General features: G+C 41.0%; 16 protein-coding genes and 1 riboswitch. Of the genes, 9 read left to right on the top strand and 7 right to left on the bottom strand.

Annotation, left to right across the window (positions count from 1 at the left end):
• The first annotated feature begins 482 nt into the window (after positions 1-482).
• Complete coding sequence (locus tag CWC18_RS05830; protein WP_138674890.1) at positions 483-1,601, top strand: ISAs1 family transposase; 1,119 nt, start codon at positions 483-485, stop codon at positions 1,599-1,601.
• A gap of 479 nt (positions 1,602-2,080) precedes the next feature.
• On the opposite strand, the gene CWC18_RS05835 is transcribed toward CWC18_RS05830, so the two are convergent.
• Both CWC18_RS05835 and coaD read right to left on the bottom strand, forming a co-directional pair.
• Entirely contained in the window at positions 2,081-3,457 is a 1,377-nt protein-coding gene (locus tag CWC18_RS05835) for a capsule assembly Wzi family protein (RefSeq protein ID WP_138593555.1), read from the bottom strand.
• Positions 3,454-3,936 (bottom strand): pantetheine-phosphate adenylyltransferase, encoded by a 483-nt coding sequence (gene coaD, locus CWC18_RS05840; RefSeq protein ID WP_119860031.1) that lies wholly within the window; start codon positions 3,934-3,936, stop codon positions 3,454-3,456. Before coaD ends, CWC18_RS05835 begins: the two co-directional genes overlap by 4 nt.
• Before the next feature lie 191 nt (positions 3,937-4,127).
• On the opposite strand from coaD, the gene CWC18_RS05845 reads away from it, so the two are divergent.
• Together CWC18_RS05845 and thiI are read left to right on the top strand one after the other, a co-directional pair.
• On the top strand, positions 4,128-4,784 hold the full coding sequence (locus CWC18_RS05845; protein WP_138593554.1) for a TetR/AcrR family transcriptional regulator: 657 nt from the start codon (positions 4,128-4,130) through the stop codon (positions 4,782-4,784).
• A gap of 106 nt (positions 4,785-4,890) precedes the next feature.
• The gene (thiI, locus tag CWC18_RS05850) at positions 4,891-6,351 is read left to right on the top strand and encodes a tRNA uracil 4-sulfurtransferase ThiI (protein WP_138593553.1); all 1,461 of its coding nucleotides are present in this window, start codon (positions 4,891-4,893) and stop codon (positions 6,349-6,351) included.
• A gap of 47 nt (positions 6,352-6,398) precedes the next feature.
• On the opposite strand, the gene CWC18_RS05855 is transcribed toward thiI, so the two are convergent.
• Together CWC18_RS05855 and CWC18_RS05860 are read right to left on the bottom strand one after the other, a co-directional pair.
• Entirely contained in the window at positions 6,399-7,301 is a 903-nt protein-coding gene (locus CWC18_RS05855) for a ketopantoate reductase family protein (RefSeq protein WP_171041042.1), read from the bottom strand.
• Positions 7,294-7,644, bottom strand: coding sequence for a VanZ family protein (locus tag CWC18_RS05860; RefSeq protein ID WP_138593551.1), 351 nt, complete (start codon positions 7,642-7,644; stop codon positions 7,294-7,296). Before CWC18_RS05860 ends, CWC18_RS05855 begins: the two co-directional genes overlap by 8 nt.
• A gap of 138 nt (positions 7,645-7,782) precedes the next feature.
• On the opposite strand from CWC18_RS05860, the gene CWC18_RS05865 reads away from it, so the two are divergent.
• Positions 7,783-8,265, top strand: a complete 483-nt coding sequence (locus CWC18_RS05865; RefSeq protein WP_138593550.1) for a YajQ family cyclic di-GMP-binding protein — start codon at positions 7,783-7,785, stop codon at positions 8,263-8,265.
• A 167-nt stretch (positions 8,266-8,432) separates the two neighbouring features.
• Positions 8,433-8,594, top strand: a riboswitch (cobalamin riboswitch).
• A gap of 38 nt (positions 8,595-8,632) precedes the next feature.
• On the top strand, positions 8,633-10,516 hold the full coding sequence (locus CWC18_RS05870) for a TonB-dependent receptor domain-containing protein (RefSeq protein ID WP_138674891.1): 1,884 nt from the start codon (positions 8,633-8,635) through the stop codon (positions 10,514-10,516).
• A gap of 108 nt (positions 10,517-10,624) precedes the next feature.
• On the opposite strand, the gene msrA is transcribed toward CWC18_RS05870, so the two are convergent.
• The 3 genes from msrA to CWC18_RS05885 are packed head-to-tail and all read right to left on the bottom strand — an operon-like array spanning position 10,625 to position 15,311.
• Positions 10,625-11,158: a peptide-methionine (S)-S-oxide reductase MsrA gene (msrA, locus tag CWC18_RS05875; RefSeq protein WP_138593548.1), complete on the bottom strand. Its 534-nt coding sequence runs from the start codon at positions 11,156-11,158 to the stop codon at positions 10,625-10,627.
• Positions 11,151-14,252 (bottom strand): efflux RND transporter permease subunit, encoded by a 3,102-nt coding sequence (locus CWC18_RS05880; protein WP_138593547.1) that lies wholly within the window; start codon positions 14,250-14,252, stop codon positions 11,151-11,153. The genes msrA and CWC18_RS05880 overlap by 8 nt, the downstream gene beginning before the upstream one ends.
• Before the next feature lie 3 nt (positions 14,253-14,255).
• Complete coding sequence (locus CWC18_RS05885; RefSeq protein ID WP_138674892.1) at positions 14,256-15,311, bottom strand: efflux RND transporter periplasmic adaptor subunit; 1,056 nt, start codon at positions 15,309-15,311, stop codon at positions 14,256-14,258.
• 256 nt (positions 15,312-15,567) lie between these two features.
• Between CWC18_RS05885 and CWC18_RS05890 the strand changes: the two genes are divergently transcribed.
• The 4 genes from CWC18_RS05890 to CWC18_RS05905 are packed head-to-tail and all read left to right on the top strand — an operon-like array spanning position 15,568 to position 18,828.
• Positions 15,568-16,278 (top strand): DUF2982 domain-containing protein, encoded by a 711-nt coding sequence (locus CWC18_RS05890; protein WP_138593545.1) that lies wholly within the window; start codon positions 15,568-15,570, stop codon positions 16,276-16,278.
• Positions 16,279-16,290: 12 nt separating this feature from the next.
• The gene (locus CWC18_RS05895) at positions 16,291-16,623 is read left to right on the top strand and encodes a hypothetical protein (protein ID WP_138593544.1); all 333 of its coding nucleotides are present in this window, start codon (positions 16,291-16,293) and stop codon (positions 16,621-16,623) included.
• Positions 16,624-16,641: 18 nt separating this feature from the next.
• Positions 16,642-18,309: a DUF1566 domain-containing protein gene (locus tag CWC18_RS05900; protein WP_138674893.1), complete on the top strand. Its 1,668-nt coding sequence runs from the start codon at positions 16,642-16,644 to the stop codon at positions 18,307-18,309.
• A gap of 9 nt (positions 18,310-18,318) precedes the next feature.
• Entirely contained in the window at positions 18,319-18,828 is a 510-nt protein-coding gene (locus tag CWC18_RS05905; RefSeq protein WP_138674894.1) for a DUF1566 domain-containing protein, read from the top strand.
• Positions 18,829-18,856: the final 28 nt, after the last annotated feature.

The raw sequence follows: 18,856 nt of genomic DNA on the forward strand, positions 1-18,856 counted from the left end.
CTTGTTTCTTTGGCGAGAAAAGCGTACCACTTTCAGCAGTTGGCTTCCTCTTCTAAACCTTTCTATGAGTGTCGCACTTATTATATGAAATCAGGCTTCTTCAGTGCGAATTTCATTCTAGGGAATAGAAATTTTTTGTTAATATTTAGCGTTTTACTTCCATATATTTAAAATATATCCTTTTTTAATTTTTATTTATTGAAATGTTAGATTTAAGATTTATGGTATGCAAAATGTCATAGCTGATGAAATTAACTATATGGTTAGTTTTATGTTGAATTATCTGATTTTATGGCTTTTTCTTATTTCCACACTTATTAATTTCGCAAGCTCTATCTCTTCTGGCAGTTTGAGTGATTGGCATTTAGGAAGAAAAGAAGTCACACTATTATCATTTGTGATGTTTATACTCAGGGCAAGATCACGAACTTTACCTTGACTTAAAAGTATGATCTTATATGTTTTTTTAGGTTGTTACTTTTATGTCTGATCCCCTTTTTCTAGAATATTTTGAATCAATTGATGACCCTCGCCAACAAGGTAAAGTCGTTCACAAACTCCTTGATATCATATTCTTAACTGTGAGCGCTGTTATTTCAGGATGCCAAGGTTGGGAAGATATAGAAGACTTTGGACATGATCGACTCAATTGGCTTAGAAAGTTTGTACCGTTTAAAAATGGCATTCCTCGCCACGATACGATTGCTAGAGTCATTAGCCGTATAGACATAACACAATTTCAAGATTCATTTTCATCTTGGATGAAAACGTGTTGTAAGCTTACTCATGGCGAAGTAATTGCCTTAGATGGGAAGCGATTAAAAGGCTCATTTACTCAAGCTGATAGGCGTGATGCACTGTTTATGGTGAGTGCTTTTGCGTGTGAAAACAGCGTCGTTTTGGGACAAGCCCAAGTTGATAAAAAGTCTAATGAAATAAATGCGTTACCAGAGCTTTTGAGACTTTTAGAAATAAAGGGTTGCTTAGTTACGATTGATGCAATGGGGTGTCAAAAGTCGATAGCGCAAAAAATCATTGATAAAGAGGCCGATTATCTACTTGCAGTTAAGGCAAATCAAAAAGCGTTACTTAAGCAAATTGAAAGTGCTCTATTACCAAAGCTAGCCGAACAAGCAAAAGGTGGTGTGCTGTTTAATGAAGCTGACTATCAAAGAAATAGAGAAGAATTCCGGTGTTGTGCAGTGAGCCATGATTTAAAGCAATTATCAGAAACGGTTCATTGGAAAAGTGCAAAAACGATTGGTGTAATTGCATCATATAGAAAAGAAAAAGGTAAAATAAGCAATGAGTTAAGTTATCGCTATTACATAAGTTCAGCGCATTTAACAGCAGAAGAACTGGCGATATCAGCGCGTCAACACTGGCAAATTGAAAATGGATTACACTGGCGCTTAGATGTAGGTTTTAGAGAAGATGGTTGCCGAATTAGGCGTCAAGGAGCAGCATCAGTGTTCGCAGGACTTAGGCATATAGCTTTTAATCACCTAAAAGCTGAAACAAGCTTTAAGAAAGGTATGCCCGCAAAGCAAAAGAAAGCGATGCGTAGTACAGATTACCTCGAAAAGGTCTTGAGTTTATAATGTTTTTTTCATGCTCTTACCCTGGTTTTTATCGTTCTATTAATTTACTTCCTTTTTGATATTGTTACAATTTTAATTGTATGCCGCTTTGTTAGAGTAACGAGTTACGCAGGCCATTTTTGTCGATTTTACCTGGTGCTCTGTCTCAGCTTAAATGCCATTTTTTTTCTTATATTGCATGTCGATGTTGTACTTAAGTGGGGCACTAAAGAGTATGGAACTTGGTTGCTTTGGACCATTCATTTTTATACGGTAAATACGTTGGATGGAATAATGATAGCCGTACTTTTATTGAAAAGGGATTTTTTAGGTATTTATCAGTTGAAAAGAAAGCTAGTGGGTATGAAAGGTTGTTGTTGAATCTTGCCCAAGTTTGCTTTATGCAGAGTTTATTTAAATTAGAGGTACTGCCACTGTACCTCTAATTATGTGGATCGCTGCTGTAGATATTTATCTATATAGCTACTAAAACATAGCTACTAAAACTGAAACTCCCAGCTTATTTTTACTGCACTTTCTATGTCACTCTCTTTTTGCGCGTTATCGTCTTGCCAAACAGTGACTGCTAACTTAGCGAGTCCGTTGAGTAAACCTTGTTGATAGCCGCCTTCTAACAATATACGGTTGGTTTGTGTGTGCTCAAAGTTGATATGCTTTAGCTTTGCGTACCCCCCAACACCTGACATTTGATAGTGATCCGCGGCAAGGGTAATGCTTTTAGCCTGAGGGCCTATTGCTGCACCTAGCCAGAGATCTCGTTCAGTATAATCAGAACCGTTATTTATATTGTCAAAATTACATTGAAAGCTAACTTGTTGAGCTTGGCAGTTTGTGGTGCTATCACTGTATTCTAGGTAGGCTTTAACTCGGTATTCAACGTCGCCAAAAAAGGTTTCTGCACCCAATGTGAGGCTGTTATGCTTTGATGAAATACCATTGTCATTGTTTCCTGCCAGTTCACCATAAACTGAGATAGGTTGGCTTTGCAGGGTTGTTGAATACTTAAAATCGATACTCGTGAGCCGTGTTTTTGTTGTCTGCTCAGGGTTATTAATTGGGTCTAACTGGGTATATACAAAATCACTGTGGGTGCTATTAAATGCCAACTCTAGTCCAGCAATAGGCGTGCTGGATAAACGAATTCCCCAGAAATTACCTTCCTCTGTACGTGTTAGTAATGGTGTTTGTTTAGCGGCTATTGCGGTTACTTGCCAAGGGCCAACAAAAGATAAAAAATTGGGGCCTTCATAATTGCTATTAGCGCGACTCAAGCGCAGTGCTTTCATTGGAGACGCATTGTTTGACAGGAGCAGTGCATTTTCATTGGCAGGTCCCCACCAATAATTTAATCGCTCAGCACTAAGCGCCCAGTTACCGTAAAGTATAGCGAGGTGGCTACCATGATGATTTACATGCTTTTTGTCTTGTGCATCGTGCGTGTAATTCATATTCAATTTAGCACTCACGTTTGCGCCAGTAATAATGCCATAGGTATTTAAACCAGAGCGCGCAGCATGGCGTGATCCAAACCCATTGGGTAAGTCTGACTCACTATTATACTGTGCTCTGATACTTGAATATTGTGTGCGTTTTGCTTGTTGTAAAGCATGTTTTAAGTGCTGCAAAGCAAAGTGAGATTGCGCTGTTAGGTTTGCTTCATCAATGGTTGCTAAATCTTGCACTATACCTTGCCATAGTAAGGGGTACTGATTTACAGGGCGGTTTATTATGTTATGACTTACTAATAAATCAATAGAGTGCTTTAGAGCTGCTTGATCATGGGTTACCCAAGGGCTTGCGATGACCTGTGTGCTTGCAGCAAGACTCAGTGCAATAGTGTGCGGAATGTACTTCATCCGTGTAATTTTTCCTTTAATGCGTTGGATACTAGAGGGCTGACAAACTCACTGACATCACCGCCATGTAATGCGACTTCTTTAACCAGTGTTGAAGAGATAAAGGAGTTTCTTTCTGAAGGGGTTAAAAACACACTTTCTAAATTTGGGTTTAATCGGCGGTTCATATTGGCCAACTGAAATTCGTAATCAAAATCGGAGACCGCTCTGATCCCACGGATCAATACTTCTGCATTTTGCTCTTTAGCTAAATCGACTAACAACCCTGAGAAACCAATAATTTTAACGTTCTTATGCTGGGCAAGTACTTGCTTAGCTAATTCCACTCTTTCATCTAATGTGAAACACGGCTTTTTATTTGGGTTATGTGCAATCGCAAGGATGACAACATCAAACATTTTGGCTGCGCGTTTAATAAGATCAGCATGGCCGTTGGTTAATGGATCAAATGTACCTGGGTATAAGGCGGTCACTTTCATAAAATCATAGTAATCATTGGAATTTTCGCTATGGTAGCAGTGTTCCATGTAAATTTCACTGGTCTGCTTAGATGTAATATTGCTTATATCTAAAACTGATTAATGCTATTTTCAGTTATTCTATTTAGCTATACTCAGCTAATAGAAATTCACTTATATTATAAAAATTTGCGTGTTAGAGAGAACAGGATATGAATACCAAGGAAAAAATTATTCGTACCAGTATTGCTTTGTTTAATTTACATGGGGAACGGGCGATCACCACCAATCATATTGCTTCCAATTTGGGGATAAGCCCAGGAAACTTATATTATCACTTTAAAAACAAGGAGGACATAATCCGCAATATTTTTACGTTATATCGTGAACATCTAAGTACGCATTTTAAACCTTTGAATACCGAGTTTGAGCCGTTAGAACAGTTGACTAAATATTTAGACTCCTTGTTTGAACTGATGTGGCGATACCATTTCTTTTACGATAACTTGACAGACATTTTGGCCAAAGATGAGGTGTTGAAAAAAGACTATATTTCATTTCAGGCTGACCTCTTTGAGCAAGTGCGTTCTGTTGTTATTGGTTTACGAACCAGTAAGGTCATTGATATTAGTGATGAAGATGCTGTTGAAGTGGCGCATATGCTAAAAATGACCGTAAGCTTCTGGACACCATATGTTAAAGCGAGACGATTGACCGGTGTGCTTGAACAACAAGATATTTACAATGGCATTGTTAAAGTCCTCATGCTGTTTAAACCTTATTGTACCGACTTAAGTGTACAAAAGATTAGTGCGTTGCAGGCGCACTACCAGCGGCTTGCTGATGAGTCACTCCCGAGTATTGCTTGATAGCATTGTTTTATGTAGGTGGTTATTTCCTAGTCGCAGAGAAGTTTGCTATAATCGCGCGCCTGTTGTCCCGGCGCGCGTTCGCCTAGTCTAAAGAGTTGTTTCTATGCTTAAATTTATCGTCAAATTGCATCCAGAGATTGCAATTAAGAGCAAGTCCGTTCGTAAGCGCTTTACACAAGTGCTTGAAAGAAATATTAAAATCATTTTGCGTCGGATTGATGAAAATGTAAAAGTAAAAAACAATTGGGACAATATCTCGGTTGAAAGTCAAAGTGTTGATGAAAATCTACGGTGTCAGTTTGTTGATAATTTAAAGCGGGTGCCAGGTATTGTGCAATTTATTGAAGTACAAGAAACAGCATTTGAGGGCTTAGATGATATTTATCAGCGCACGCTTGAATTAGCTGGGCACAGCATTGAAAACAAAACGTTCTGTGTACGTGTAAAACGTAGAGGTGACCACGAATTTACCTCCTCGGATGTAGAGCGTTACGTCGGAGGTGGGTTAAACCAGCATGTAAAAGGCGCACACGTTAAGCTAAACAAACCCGAAGTGACTGTTAAAATCGAGATTAAAGGTGACTTAGCTTATATTGTAACGCATACGCATTATGGCATTGCAGGCTTCCCATTACCTACACAAGAAGATGTTTTGTCACTTATTTCCGGTGGCTTTGATTCTGGTGTTGCAACCTATCAAATGATGAGAAAAGGGGCGCGTACGCATTTTTTATTCTTCAATTTAGGTGGCGCTGCACATGAGATTGGTGTGAAGCAAGTGAGCCATTTCTTATGGAATCGTTTTAGTTCTACCCATAAAGTGAAGTTTATTACGGTAGATTTTGAGCCCGTGGTTGCTGAGATTTTGGAGAATGTAGAAAACGGGCAAATGGGTGTGGTGCTCAAGCGTATGATGATGCGTGCAGGCAGCCAAGTGGCCGAACGATTAAATATTCCAGCTTTGGTTACTGGTGAAAGTATTGGTCAAGTATCAAGCCAGACATTGGCAAACTTGAACGTGATTGACCGTGTAACAGAGACGCTGATCATTCGTCCACTGATCCAGCATGACAAAGCAGAAATCATTAAGATTGCGCGTGATATTGGTACCATTGAAATGGCTGAGGCGATGCCTGAATATTGTGGGGTTATTTCGAAAAAACCTACAGTTAAAGCAAAGCTTGAGACTATTGTTGCTGAAGAAGCCAAGTTTGATTTTGATGTGTTAGATACCGTGATTAAGAACGCAACGGTTAAAGACATTAGAGAGATTGAAGCAGAAGCCAAAGAAGAAATTAAAGAAGCCGAAACGGCAAACCAACTACCTGAGAATGGTGTGATCCTTGATATTCGCTCACCTGATGAGGAAGATGCGGATCCATTAGAGGTTGAGGGCGTTGATGTAGAGCATTTACCGTTTTTCCGCCTAAGCACGAAGTTTGCCGACTTACCGCAAGACAAAGAGTACTATTTATACTGTAAAAAAGGGGTGATGAGTCAATTACAAGCGCTTATCCTTCATGAAAATGGCTTTATGAACGTTAAAGTGTATAAACCAGAGTAAATTAACAGTACATTATTTATCGCTGGGTCTACAAACTCAGCGATATGTCAGCTATGAAGCTTCAATAGCTGATTTAGCATCTCGCGGTTATAGGGGGTGTCAATACCATGATATGCTCCTCTTTTTACGATATATCCGCAAATAGCATCGATTTCAGTGTGTCTACCGTTCAGTATGTCTTGTGCCATAGAAGATGAGTTATGTTGAGTTCCAGTCATAACTTGATAAGCACTGGTGAGTGCTTCGTTGAGTTTTATGTCTATATTGTCTGCATTTGCCACGACACATGCTTCATTTAATAACTGTAAGATCATGCTGGCATAGCGTGGCTGACGTAGTTGACCATTCTTTACTTGGTGAATGGCAGATAAAGGGTTTATCGCGACATTTATGAGTAGTTTTTGCCATCGCAGTTGTGCGATATTATGATGAATTTTACTGTGTGGAATTTGCGAGCAGAAGAACTGGTTAAAGCTGAGAGATAGGCGCTCTAAAGCGATATCATTACATGCACCGAGATAGGTTTCTCCAGCTCCAGTGGCTTTTACGGTGGTGTCATTTATCTTTAATCCACCCATAGATGTACTGAAGAAAAACAGTGCCTGTTTTTCACCTAAATATTGTTCTATTTCTTTCAGATCGCTCATGCCATTGTGACTAATAAATAGATTGGCATGCTCTGCTAAATAGGGTGCAATTGATTGAATTGCTTGTTTTAATTGATATGACTTAACACAAATAAAGCCATGCTGGATGAGTGGTTTATTTTGTGTGGGATCGCTCAAGTCGATGTGCTTTACAGGTAAATGATACAGCTCTTGGCCGCTTGAAAACGCAAAAGGTACTGTATAGCGTCGTCTTACCAGTAAAGTCACTGAGTGATCATAAGCGAATGCGTTAGCAAGTGATAAACCAATTGCGCCTGCACCCACAATATGTAGATTAGCCATATTTGTTACCACGCCAAGTACGCCATAAAATATAGCTGGCGTAATAGCTAATAGCACCAAGGACATCGGCAATAAAGTCTGCAAACGATGCGTGACGGTGTGGCAGCATGCCTTGCATTAACTCAATACCAACGCCATAACTTGCGAGCAAGGTTATTTGTAACCACATTGGCCATTTAAAGGCGTGATGCATAATAAAAGCAAGTATAAAAAATATGCCAAAGTGAGCAATTTTATCAAGGTGTTCTATCCGTATGCCTGAATGTTGGATTTCTTTCGCAAAAAGCGCAGTACAGATAGCCAAGGTAATAAGCAAAACAATTTGATAAATACGTCTGGTCACAAAACTTCCTGGGTTGTTCGTGTGTAAAATAGTGAAGTCAGTATATCACTGAAAACTGGCTGTTGGGTGAATATAAAAAGTTGTCCAAAATTTATTTTAGGTTGATATAATTGCAGCATAAATATTAGGAGATTTACTATGCCATCATTTGACATTGTGTCAGAAATTGAAATTACAGAAGCGCAAAACGCAGTAGATAATGCGAAGCGTGAATTAGAAACTCGTTACGATTTTCGTGGTGTTGATGCCTCTATTGAGCTAACAAATGAAACCATTACGTTGAAAGCAGAAGCCGATCCACAAGTCATGCAATTGTTTGATATTTTAGCAAGTAAAGCATCAAAACGTGGTCTAGACGTAGCTAGCTTAGAGTTAAAAGACATTGAACGTGCAGGTAAGCATGTTTCACGTAAAGTGGCTTTAAAGCAAGGTATTGATAAAGAAACGGCGAAAAAAGTCGTTAAAGCGATTAAAGATGCCAAAATTAAGGTGCAAGCGGCGATTCAAGGTGAAGAAGTACGTGTGACAGGCAAAAAGCGCGATGACTTACAAGAAGCGATGCAAGTAGTTCGCACTGCTGATTTAGGGCAGCCTTTTCAGTTTAAAAACTTCCGCGATTAATGAAGATTCAGTGGTACCAAGCTGTACCACTTTTACTTGCAAAGTTTATGCTGGTCCATCAAATTATCGACTCTATGTGTGAACTTTTGGTTTTTAGATTTCTAGACGTCCATTGACATATCCCCTCAAAATTCGCACAATAACGGCTCTTTTCAAGGTGCTTAATAAGTTTCTATGATTTTCATATTGTGCAGTTAATATGAATAAACTTGCTAAGATAATCGGGAAGTTGGTGCAAATGCATGTACTGGTTTAAGTCCAACACTGCCCCCGCAACGGTAATGCTTTATAAGCAAAGTCCGGAGACCGGCCTTGATATTCATTTACTAATTATTACTTGTACGGTGGGTATGAGTAAGGGGAAACAATGCTAGCTAAATCCGCACTAAGCGCTGCAATTTTGACTGCGCTCTCTTTTTCTGTATCAGCACAAAGTTCATCTACCGAAAATATTGAACGTATTACGGTAACAGCAAATAAATTTGAACAAGCAATTAATAACACGCTTGCTACGGTCAATGTGATTGAACGTGCAGAAATAGAAAGCAGCAATATCCGTGATTTGCCTTCTTTGTTAAACACGGTAGCTGGCATTGATGTAGTACGTAACGGTGGCTTTGGTCAACAAGCCAGTGTATTTGTTCGAGGTGCAGCGACAAAGCATACCCTAGTATTGGTTGATGGGGTACGTATTAGTGATGCCAATTCAGGCAGTGTGTCATTTACCAATATTCCCGTAAACAGCATCGAGAAAATCGAAGTCGTTAAAGGGGCACGTGCTGCGATTTATGGTTCTGATGCGATGGCTGGGGTGATCAATATTATTACTCGCCAAGCTGTGCAGCATGAAATTACACTCACGAGTGGTAGTCACAACTATGTGAATTATCAGCAAGCGGGTGAGTTTAGCCAAGATAATATTACCCTTGGTTATAACTTAGGGTATGAGGATACAAAAGGCTATGACGTCATAGCAAAAGACCCTGTAGCACCTGTTGGTAAAGATCATGATTCAGATGGTTACAATAACCAAAATATTGGATTTAATCTTACGGTAAATACGGATGAGTTGGGCCAATTTAACGCCATTGTTCAATATAGTGAAGGCGATGCTGAGTATGACAATGCATGGGGTAATGATGCCTATGACTTTGAAAACTATAGCGGTAGAATCGCGTGGCAGAAAAAGTTAGGTCAATTTGAACACTCCGCCTCAGTGAGTACATCGCTAGAAGAGAACACCCAAACTGGTATACCTAAGCATGATATTTATAGTACTGACCGTGTAGAATTCGAATACCGTACTTTGTATAGGTTAAATGACGCAACTCAATTTACTGGTGCTGTTAATTATTTGACTGAAGATCTTGGCGGCTCTACTGCGACTTTCAGTGAAACACAGCGAGATAATCAAGCGGTATTTTTGGGTGGGTTTTATGATGATAATAAATGGCTAGCAAATGTGGTTGTGCGCTCTGATGACTATGATTACCATGGCAGAGCAAATACTTATACTACCGCTTTTGGTGTTAAACCTCATAGAGATGTGACATTTAGAGTAAATCATGGCACAGCTTTCAGAGCCCCTTCACTGACCAATACTTTTGTAGCGCAAAGCCCATGGTATTTACCGAATGCTGATATTAAGCCTGAAGAGGCAACTAATAATGAAATTGGCATGTCATTGTCAACGCGTTGGGGTCGATATGATGTTGCTGTTTTTCAGAACAAAATAGATAACTTGATCAGCAATCAATATGATGCAGATTCTGGAAAGTATATTCCTTACAATGTGGATAAAGCCACGATGGAAGGGGTGGAGCTGTCTGCAAATGTGAGTGCTTTCGGTTTTGAACATAGTATCAATGCCACATTTTTAGACGCTAAAGATGGCACAACTGGCGAAAAGCTTGTTCGCCGTCCTTCAGAGTCATTCAATTACACTGTGGCACGTTCATGGGACAAGCTTGATGTGAATCTTGCCATGCAGTATCGCTCATCACGCCCTTCAATTAACTTGTATGATTCGAATTTAGGCCAGTCTATGGCGACCATCCTTGCAGGGTATACAGTGTTTAACTTAGGCGCTAATTATAGGCTTTTTGATGGGTTAACCTTGAATGCGAGATTAGAGAATATTGCCGGTAAAGATTATATTACCGCAGCCACTGGATATGCGAGTAATGGCAACGTATTGGGGTATACTTCGTTGGGCCGTCAAGCTTATGTTGGTGCAACAGTACGTTTTTAACTGGCACTAACTGTGCGGGCTGAATATTGTTTAAAAAGGCGAGTAATTACTCGCCTTTCTTATGCACTCAGGTAGGCGTTGCGTAGCGCTTAAGCATACGTTAATAAATTAGCCGATAATCCATCTTCTAAATACTTGCTCAAACTTGGCTATTTTTGGTGCAATTAAGATGCTGCAATACCCTTGTTGAGGGTTTTCGTTGAAGTAATCTTGGTGATAGTCCTCAGCGGGATAAAAGGTTGAAGAGGGGCTTACTTCTGTCACAATTGGCGCGTTATGATGCGCTTGTTGTGTAGAGATCATTGCATGTGCTTTTAGCTGCTGCGCTTCGTTATGAAAATAGATGACGCTGCGGTACTGTGTGCCCACATCATTCCCTTGACGATTTAATTGCGTTGGATCATGCAATGTAAAAAACATCTCTAATAATGTGTCGTAATCAATGACTGTTGGATCAAAAGATATTTTGACCACTTCAGCATGGCCGCTGTCACCTTGACATATTGCCTGGTATGTCGGTGCTTCTAGATGACCTCCCGTATAACCTGAGCTTACTAAGGTGATGCCTTTGACACGGCGAAACGCCGCGTCAATACACCAAAAACACCCTCCACCGAAAGTCGCAATGTGTAGATTAGTCATGTTGTATCTCTTTAGTTGTTGAGGCCTGCTGTTCTAGCTTTTGTGCTAAAAACTCAGGCGACTGGGTATTTTTACAGAATAAGTTGTAAGCACACGGGATCACAAACAGCGTTAACAATGTGGCAATACTGACTCCAGTAAACACAACCACACCAATCACCATTCTGCTTTCTGCTCCCGGGCCGACAGCCATTACTAGTGGAATTGAACTCATTACTGTGGTGAGTGAGGTCATGATAATTGGTCTTAAGCGTTGCACAGATGCATCAACAATTGCTTGTTCGAACGCGACGCCTTTATCACGTAATTGATTGGCAAATTCAACAATGAGAATGCCATTTTTAGCACTTAGGCCAATCAGCATGACAATCCCGATTTGGCTATAAATATTGAGTGAACTATCGGTTAAGTACAAGCCATACATAGCACCTACTAGGCCTAGTGGCACTGTGAGCATGATCACAAGTGGATGAACAAAGCTTTCAAACTGGGCTGCAAGTACTAAAAACGTCACTGTTAGGGCGAGAATAAATACATAGGTCATTGCTGAAGCGCCTTCATAGAACAGCTGTGACTCGCCTTTATAATCAACAGCCCCATCGATGTCATTTTCTTCTGCTGCGATGGTATTTAAAAATGCGAGCGCCTCAGCCAGTGTATAGCCATTGGCGAGGTTGGCTGTGATGGTGATAGCACGCATTCTGTTGTACCTATTAAGCCTAGAAGCGGTCGCCTCTTCATTAATATTAATGAGACTGTCTAGCGGGATCAGTTGTTCGGTGCGTGATTTAACAAAAATGTTGGCGATATCATTAGGTCCACTAAAATCAGCTTTAGTGCCTTTTAGGATAACGTCATACTCTTCACCACGGTCGATAAAGGTGGTAATACGGCGTTGTCCTAGCATTGTTTCTAATGTATTACCTATATCACTTATAGATACACCTAAATCTGCGGCTTTGGTTTTATCTATGTGGATAAGAAATTGTGGAAAGGTTTCTTTATAATCATGGTCAAGGCGCACTAGGCCTTTATTTTCCTGTGCGCGTTTTATGATCCGGTCTCTCCACTGCGATAGTTCGGCGTAATCATTGCCCTGAAGTACAAATTCTATAGGACGAGATTGCCCACCGCCACCGATACCACGGCGCATGATGGCAAAGGCTCTAATATCTGTGACCTCACGCATTTTTGTACTGATCTCGCCCATTACTTCCCAAGTTGAGCGCTTTCGCTCATCCCAGTCAGGCATACCAATGATGGCTACGCCACCTTGCCCACCCCAGCCTGGTACCCGTACTAACACTCTACTAAGCTCGCCTGCATCGACATAAGGCAATAAGCGTTGCTCAATTTGTGACATGTTTTGTTCGTTATTCTCATAGCTTGCTCCTTCAGGACCATTCATCATAACAAAGAATGTACCTCGGTCTTCTTTAGGGGTTAGTTCTGAGGGGATCTGTTTATATAGGCTAAAGCTGGTAAAACCTGCCAGTATCAAGAGCACGATAAGACTGTAGCGACGTTTTAAGTTGGCTAATAAGGTATTGCGATAACCTTGCTCCAAACGCGTAAACTGGCTATCCATCCATTGACTGAATTTATTATTTGAATTGCTTGGCTTGAGGACTTTTGAGCATAAAGCGGGGGCAAGCGTTAACGCTGTAATACTAGAAAACAACACCGCAGCACTGACAGCCATGGCAAACTCTGTAAACAATGCGCCAATCCGACCATCCATAAATACCAATGGTAAAAAGACTGAGATGAGTACCAATGTAGTCGCGATAATGGCAAATCCCACCTCTTTTGCGCCCCGATAAGCGGCGAGAAGCGGGGGCTCTCCCTGTTCTATGCGGCGATGAATATTCTCTAACATGACGATGGCATCATCAACGACTAGCCCTATAGCCAGTACAAGTGCGAGTAGGGTGAGTAGATTGATGGAATAACCCATTGCCAGTAAAAACATAAAGGTGGCAATTAATGCCACAGGTACTGTAATTGCGGGGATTAGAGTAGCACGAATAGTGCCTAAAAATAAAAAGATGACGGCAACGACAAGGCCCATCGCTATCGCTAATGTACGGTACACTTCAGTAATTGATTCTTTAATAAAAACTGAAGAGTCATAGCTGTCTTGAATTGTGGTGCCTTCAGGCAGGTTGCGTTTTATCTTTTCTAGTTCTTGGCGTGCGTTATCAACCACATCTAAGGTATTTGCCTTTGCTTGTTTGACAATGCCAAGGCCAATCATATTTTTACCATTGCCACGGAAGGTGCTTTCATCATCTGCGGCTTCTAATACAACATCCGCGACTTCTCCGAGCTTAATTAAGTAGCCCTGATCACCGCGTTTAATAACGAGGTTTTTAAAATCATTTTGGGTTTTATAGCTACGTGCAATACGCACTGCAAAATCTCGATCAAGTGATTCAATTTCCCCGGCGGGAAGCTCTACGTTTTCTCGACGTAATACTTGTTCTATATCGCTTGTGGTAACACCTCGGGCGGCCATTGCCTGCCGATTTAGCCATACTTTCATGGCGTATTCTCGCTCGCCACCGATCCGGACATTAGACACGCCGTCTACCACAGCTAGTTTATCGACAATAAAACGCTGAGCGTAGTCAGATAGCTGTAATGTGTTCATATTGTCGCTGTTAAGTACAAACCATGCGATTGGACTTTCATCTGAATTTGACTTAGATACTTCAGGTAGTCTTACTTGTTCGGGTAACCTATCTAATGCACGCGATACTCGCTCTCTCACGTCATTTGCCGCCGCATCTATATCCCTATCAATATTAAATTCGATGGTGATATTAGAGCGACCATTTCGACTCGACGAGTTAATACTTTTGATCCCTTCAATACCCGAGATTCGATTTTCAAGCACTTGTGTTATTTTTGCTTCAACAACTTCACTTGATGCGCCTGTATAGTCAGTGCTGACACTGACAATGGGAGTTTCGATGTCGGGGTATTCGCGTAATGGCAGCATACTAAATGCCACGATACCAAAGGTCAGTAGTAGCAAATTAATAACAATGGCAAAAACAGGTCTTTTAACCGATGTATCAGTTATTTTCACAGTCTACCCCTTCTCAGTGACTGCAGAACCAGAGCGTATTTTTGTTGTACCCTCTGAAACAATTTTTTGGCCTATTGCGAGGCCATTTTTAATGGCGACCCAGCCACTAAATCGAGTGTGTAATTCAACCTCTGTGAGCTGTGCTTTGTTTTCATTATTAATTACAAACACATAATGTTGCCCTTTCCTTGGTATAATGCTTTTCTCAGGGACCATAATGGCGGTGAGAGCACGCAGCTCTACGATAATGTGTAACAACATGCCTGGTTTAAGTTGCGTATGCTCGTTTGTAAAATCGGCGGTGATTTGCACCGTGCGCGTTGTTTCATCAATACGTGGGTCGATGTGAGAGATCACGCCGTCAAAAGGGGTGGTGCCATATGCATCACTTAAGGCTTTGACAGTCATGCCTTTTTTCAACTTGCCTAAATATTTTTCAGGTACTTGGAAGTCGACTTTTATCACGCTGATGTCATCTAGTGTTGTGATCCGTGTATTGTTATCAACAAAGCTACCTACCGAGATAAGTCGTTTTCCGAGTACGCCTTTAAAAGGTGCTGTGACAGTCATTTGTGCCAGTTCTACTTTGGCACTTTGAAGTTGTGTGAATAAGGCGTCAGCCACTGAGCGCTGCTCTTCTAAGGCTGACTGTGCCGCTGATTGTGTCTTAGCCAATTCAGTGAGGCGTGCGAGTTGTCGTTGTTGTTCTTTTAATCGGATAGTTAATTCTTTCACTGCCAGCTTTTCTTCTATATCTTGCAGTTGTATTAATTTATCATTTTGTAAAACCATATCGCCGTCGGTAAAATAGACATCACTAACATAGTCATTTTGCGAACTGACGATGTCGATAGCTTGATTTGCTCTGGCGTTGCCTATTGCGGCAATTGTAATGATCCGAGATTGTTCTTGTGCTGAGACTGTTGTAACGGCTGTTGCGCCGCGTTTAGTATTTGTTGATTTACCTTGTGATGCGGGGAAATACAAATAGCCTGATATACAAATCAAGACTAAAATAATAAACGGAAAGAGGGCTTTACCCGATTGTTTTGCATACATGTTATTTGACCACTGCTATTGATAACCTTAGTGTACAAAATATGTAGCGAGAAAAGGTGGTTGGATGTCTCGTTAATTTGTGCGTTGACCGAAAAAACGCCTAAATATTTTATGTTTGTACCTAAATGTTTGAATTATATATTATGACTAAACGACAAAAGTGTCAGACGTGTAGGAGAATACGGCAATTGCTGGTATGGGCGATCATTATGTTTGTATTTTATTTTGGTCTTTATACGTAAAGGTGGCGTAACAAATGCAGGCAAAACTAAGAGCGCAGGCAAATCGGCATAGTATCGAGTTTATGATAGTTGGTGGTATTTCGCTGGCGGTTATTATGATTTTTGTATCTTTGCGTAGCAGCGCGATTAGTATCCTTGAAATCGCTTTAACAAGTAGCGCTATAGTAGCGATATTAATAGGTTTTTTGAAAAGTCAGCAGCCATATTATAGTATATTACTTGATGCACAGCAGATCGTATATGTGCACAAGTTCGGTCAATGGCAAATAGGGATACACAATTTGCATTCTTGCGGGATCCCACAGGCAGGGGAAACCTTTGAATTACTGGAATTAAACGCAGTTGGCATTAAACTTATTAGTATAGATGAGTTCTTAGAGGCGTTGAGTCCAAGATTAGCGGGTAAATTGTTGATTGAACAGCGGCATATATTTTTACAAGCTGTTAAAATGCATTGCAAAAATGGCAACTGCCCATCAGAATGGTTAATTGAGCCAGATGAATTTAAATCTGATTCAGGGCAAACATATACAGGCTTAATTGCGATGTTTGCTAACCGAATGCACAATTTGAAAACGTTAACCGGTTACGATTTGCTATTACCAGCAAATGTGTTGGACCGAGACATTTGGCGTTTTTCTACTTTATTAAACCGCTGGAAATTAAGTCCAGAACAGGTGGTTAAAAACTTGCGAGAAGAGCAGGTTACCAATGAACAGATGTAACAGGAATAGTCCATGAGCGATGATAGAGCCTATATAAAAAGCGGTCGTAATACGATCATTCATAAAGAGAAAAAGCTCGATTTGGTTATAGTTAACGGGGAAAGTCACCCGAAGATCCAAGTCACTGTGAATGGACTGATCCCGTTTAAAGATGAGCTTCCACGCAATCGTAGAGAAGCCAAAGAGCGATATTTAGAGGTGGTAAATATTGGCAGTGCCGATATATTTGGCGAAGTGAAGCGGTTGTTATTTATCCAGTCGCTGGACGGCAGAGAATATAAAGTCGATTATAGTAAAGTAGGCACAAAATTATTTGTGAGAATTCATCAAGAGAGCTACATGTAGCAGGCTAGGAGCCGAAGTATGTTGAACCGTTTATCCTGTATAGTTCTCTTTAGCAGTATTGTAATAGGCTGTGGGGGCGGTTCATCTTCCTCTGAGCCGACGGAAGTTAACGCCAGTATCAATGTAAGTAACAGTGTTACAGTGGTAGAGAAAGCCAGTGTAACCATAACGGCGTCAGCTTCACCAGCCGATGGGACATTTAATTGGCAAGTGATCAGTGGTCCCGCATTGGAAGGGTTTCCGCAGCAAACCAACGAAGTCACAATTACTGCTCCTGATGTAAAAACGGACAGTGTGATCACCTTACAAGTTGATTACCGAGCACCTAATGATAAAACGGCATCAGACACTGTGGTCATCAATGTGACGTCTGAGAATCAGCTACCTGTGGCTGTTGTCACTCAAACAGAACCAGCCGCATTACCTGCCAAATATCCAGATACGGTTAAACTCAGTGCAAAAGATTCAACGGATCCCGACAGCAATGGCGCCGTTGTGTCATATCAATGGCAGCAATTGTCAGGCCCGACATTAACGTTCAGTGATCTAATGCAAAGTGAAATAAGCTTTACTCATCCACTCCTATTACAAAGTCAAACAGCTCGATTTAGTTTAACGTTAGTGGACGATGAAGGCGGTGAAGCCGGCACTGAATTCTCAATGACATTAGAGTCTACGGATACGCCTGTTATTGCTGACGCGGGAGATGAACAAAGCGTTGTTGAGTTTGATACGGTCACGCTCGATGCATCCAAAAGTGTAAGTGTGTCTGGTAACTATACTTGTACATGGAACCAAGAAGCCAGTGGTAGCTTAACACTTTCGATATCTGATCCTACCTCCTGTAAAACCACGTTTTTAGCCCCGGATGTCGACAGCAGCATTGAAACTAAATTTAAAGTCACGGTGAAAGACCCGTTAAATCTGGTGAATGACGATGAGGTGACTATTACCATTAACCCTAAAGCACTCGGCTTGTTAAACGATTCTGGTATGGAAAGCTGCTTTAGTAATACGGCGCTGATCTCTTGTAACGATGATACGTTTATTGCTCAGGATGGTGATATGGGCCGCGATAGTGTTGCGAGCTACCTAGATAAAACTGGCACTGGGCGTGTGGCTTTTGATTTTACTAAATTAAATGAGTTTGCTGATGAACTACCAGACACTGAAACCACTTTTAGTTGTGTACGAGACAATGTTTCTGGGCTAATTTGGGAAGTGAAAGAAGCGAATACGGGCACGCTTCCAAATACATCAGTACGTGAAGGGAAAAATCACTATACTTGGTATCTAACCACAGATGGTACCGCGCAGGATGGCTCTATTACGGGGTCTGCGAATACAACCTGCCCTAGCAATTTGCATTGCGGCATTCAGTCGCTCATTGATGATGTAAATGCGAGCAACTTCTGCGGAGGAAGTAATTGGCGATTACCAACCTACATGGAGCTACTGAGCATCATAGACTTCGGTCGAAGTGATGGTTTGCAGTTGCTTGACCCTGTATTTTTTCCTAACACACCCAGTGAATCATTTTTAAATCACGTTTATTATTGGACAACTCAAACCAGCGTTGATGGACGTAGCTTAACTCAAGCGTTTATCCTTGATATGTTAACTGGCAATGATTTGGCTTACCCGAAAAATAATACAGCGTATGTTCGCTTAGTTAGAACGCCTTAGGAGTATGAAGTGAAAGTACTAGGTATTGTATTAAGTTTGGTTTCAACATCATTATGGTCTGCACAGACTTGTGTTTCTAGCGTGGTGAGTACAACGCCGACTGCACGTTTTTCGGTGAACGCAGACGACACGGTGACGGATACTGCGACAGACTTAATGTGGCAACGCTGTAGTTACGGTCAAACCTTTAGCTCTGGAAGCCAAAGCTGCACGGGAACTGCACAGCAGCTTAATTGGCAACAGGCGCTAACGGTAGCAGAAAATGATGAATTCGCTGATTTTAAAGATTGGCATGTACCGAGTGTAAAAGAGCTTGCAAGCATTGTAGAGCACCAATGTGTGGAGCCAGCAGCTAATACCAGTGTATTTACGGAGACACTTGACGAAAATTATTGGAGTAGTACCACTGCGATTAAGCAAATCGATCATGCGTGGGCCTATCAGTTCGCTGATGGGAAAAACAACATTAAAGCCAAAACCTCAGACATTTTTTTACGGTTAGTCAGGTATAGCAAATAACTTTGGCAATGCATAAAAATTTGCTACC

Origin of the sequence: Pseudoalteromonas aurantia, from assembly GCF_005886875.1 — a bacterium.
GTDB classification, from domain to species: domain Bacteria; phylum Pseudomonadota; class Gammaproteobacteria; order Enterobacterales; family Alteromonadaceae; genus Pseudoalteromonas; species Pseudoalteromonas aurantia_A.

Excerpts from the sequence above, each read along its gene's own strand:
- CWC18_RS05870 (WP_138674891.1), top strand. The coding sequence starts at position 8,633 with ATGCTAGCTAAATCCGCACTAAGCGCTGCAATTTTGACTGCGCTCTCT.
- CWC18_RS05830 (WP_138674890.1), top strand. The coding sequence starts at position 483 with ATGTCTGATCCCCTTTTTCTAGAATATTTTGAATCAATTGATGACCCT.
- CWC18_RS05845 (WP_138593554.1), top strand. The coding sequence starts at position 4,128 with ATGAATACCAAGGAAAAAATTATTCGTACCAGTATTGCTTTGTTTAAT.
- CWC18_RS05835 (WP_138593555.1), bottom strand. The coding sequence starts at position 3,457 with ATGAAGTACATTCCGCACACTATTGCACTGAGTCTTGCTGCAAGCACA.
- coaD (WP_119860031.1), bottom strand. The coding sequence starts at position 3,936 with ATGAAAGTGACCGCCTTATACCCAGGTACATTTGATCCATTAACCAAC.
- thiI (WP_138593553.1), top strand. The coding sequence starts at position 4,891 with ATGCTTAAATTTATCGTCAAATTGCATCCAGAGATTGCAATTAAGAGC.
- CWC18_RS05890 (WP_138593545.1), top strand. The coding sequence starts at position 15,568 with ATGCAGGCAAAACTAAGAGCGCAGGCAAATCGGCATAGTATCGAGTTT.
- CWC18_RS05855 (WP_171041042.1), bottom strand. The coding sequence starts at position 7,301 with ATGGCTAATCTACATATTGTGGGTGCAGGCGCAATTGGTTTATCACTT.
- msrA (WP_138593548.1), bottom strand. The coding sequence starts at position 11,158 with ATGACTAATCTACACATTGCGACTTTCGGTGGAGGGTGTTTTTGGTGT.
- CWC18_RS05900 (WP_138674893.1), top strand. The coding sequence starts at position 16,642 with ATGTTGAACCGTTTATCCTGTATAGTTCTCTTTAGCAGTATTGTAATA.
- CWC18_RS05865 (WP_138593550.1), top strand. The coding sequence starts at position 7,783 with ATGCCATCATTTGACATTGTGTCAGAAATTGAAATTACAGAAGCGCAA.
- CWC18_RS05885 (WP_138674892.1), bottom strand. The coding sequence starts at position 15,311 with ATGTATGCAAAACAATCGGGTAAAGCCCTCTTTCCGTTTATTATTTTA.
- CWC18_RS05895 (WP_138593544.1), top strand. The coding sequence starts at position 16,291 with ATGAGCGATGATAGAGCCTATATAAAAAGCGGTCGTAATACGATCATT.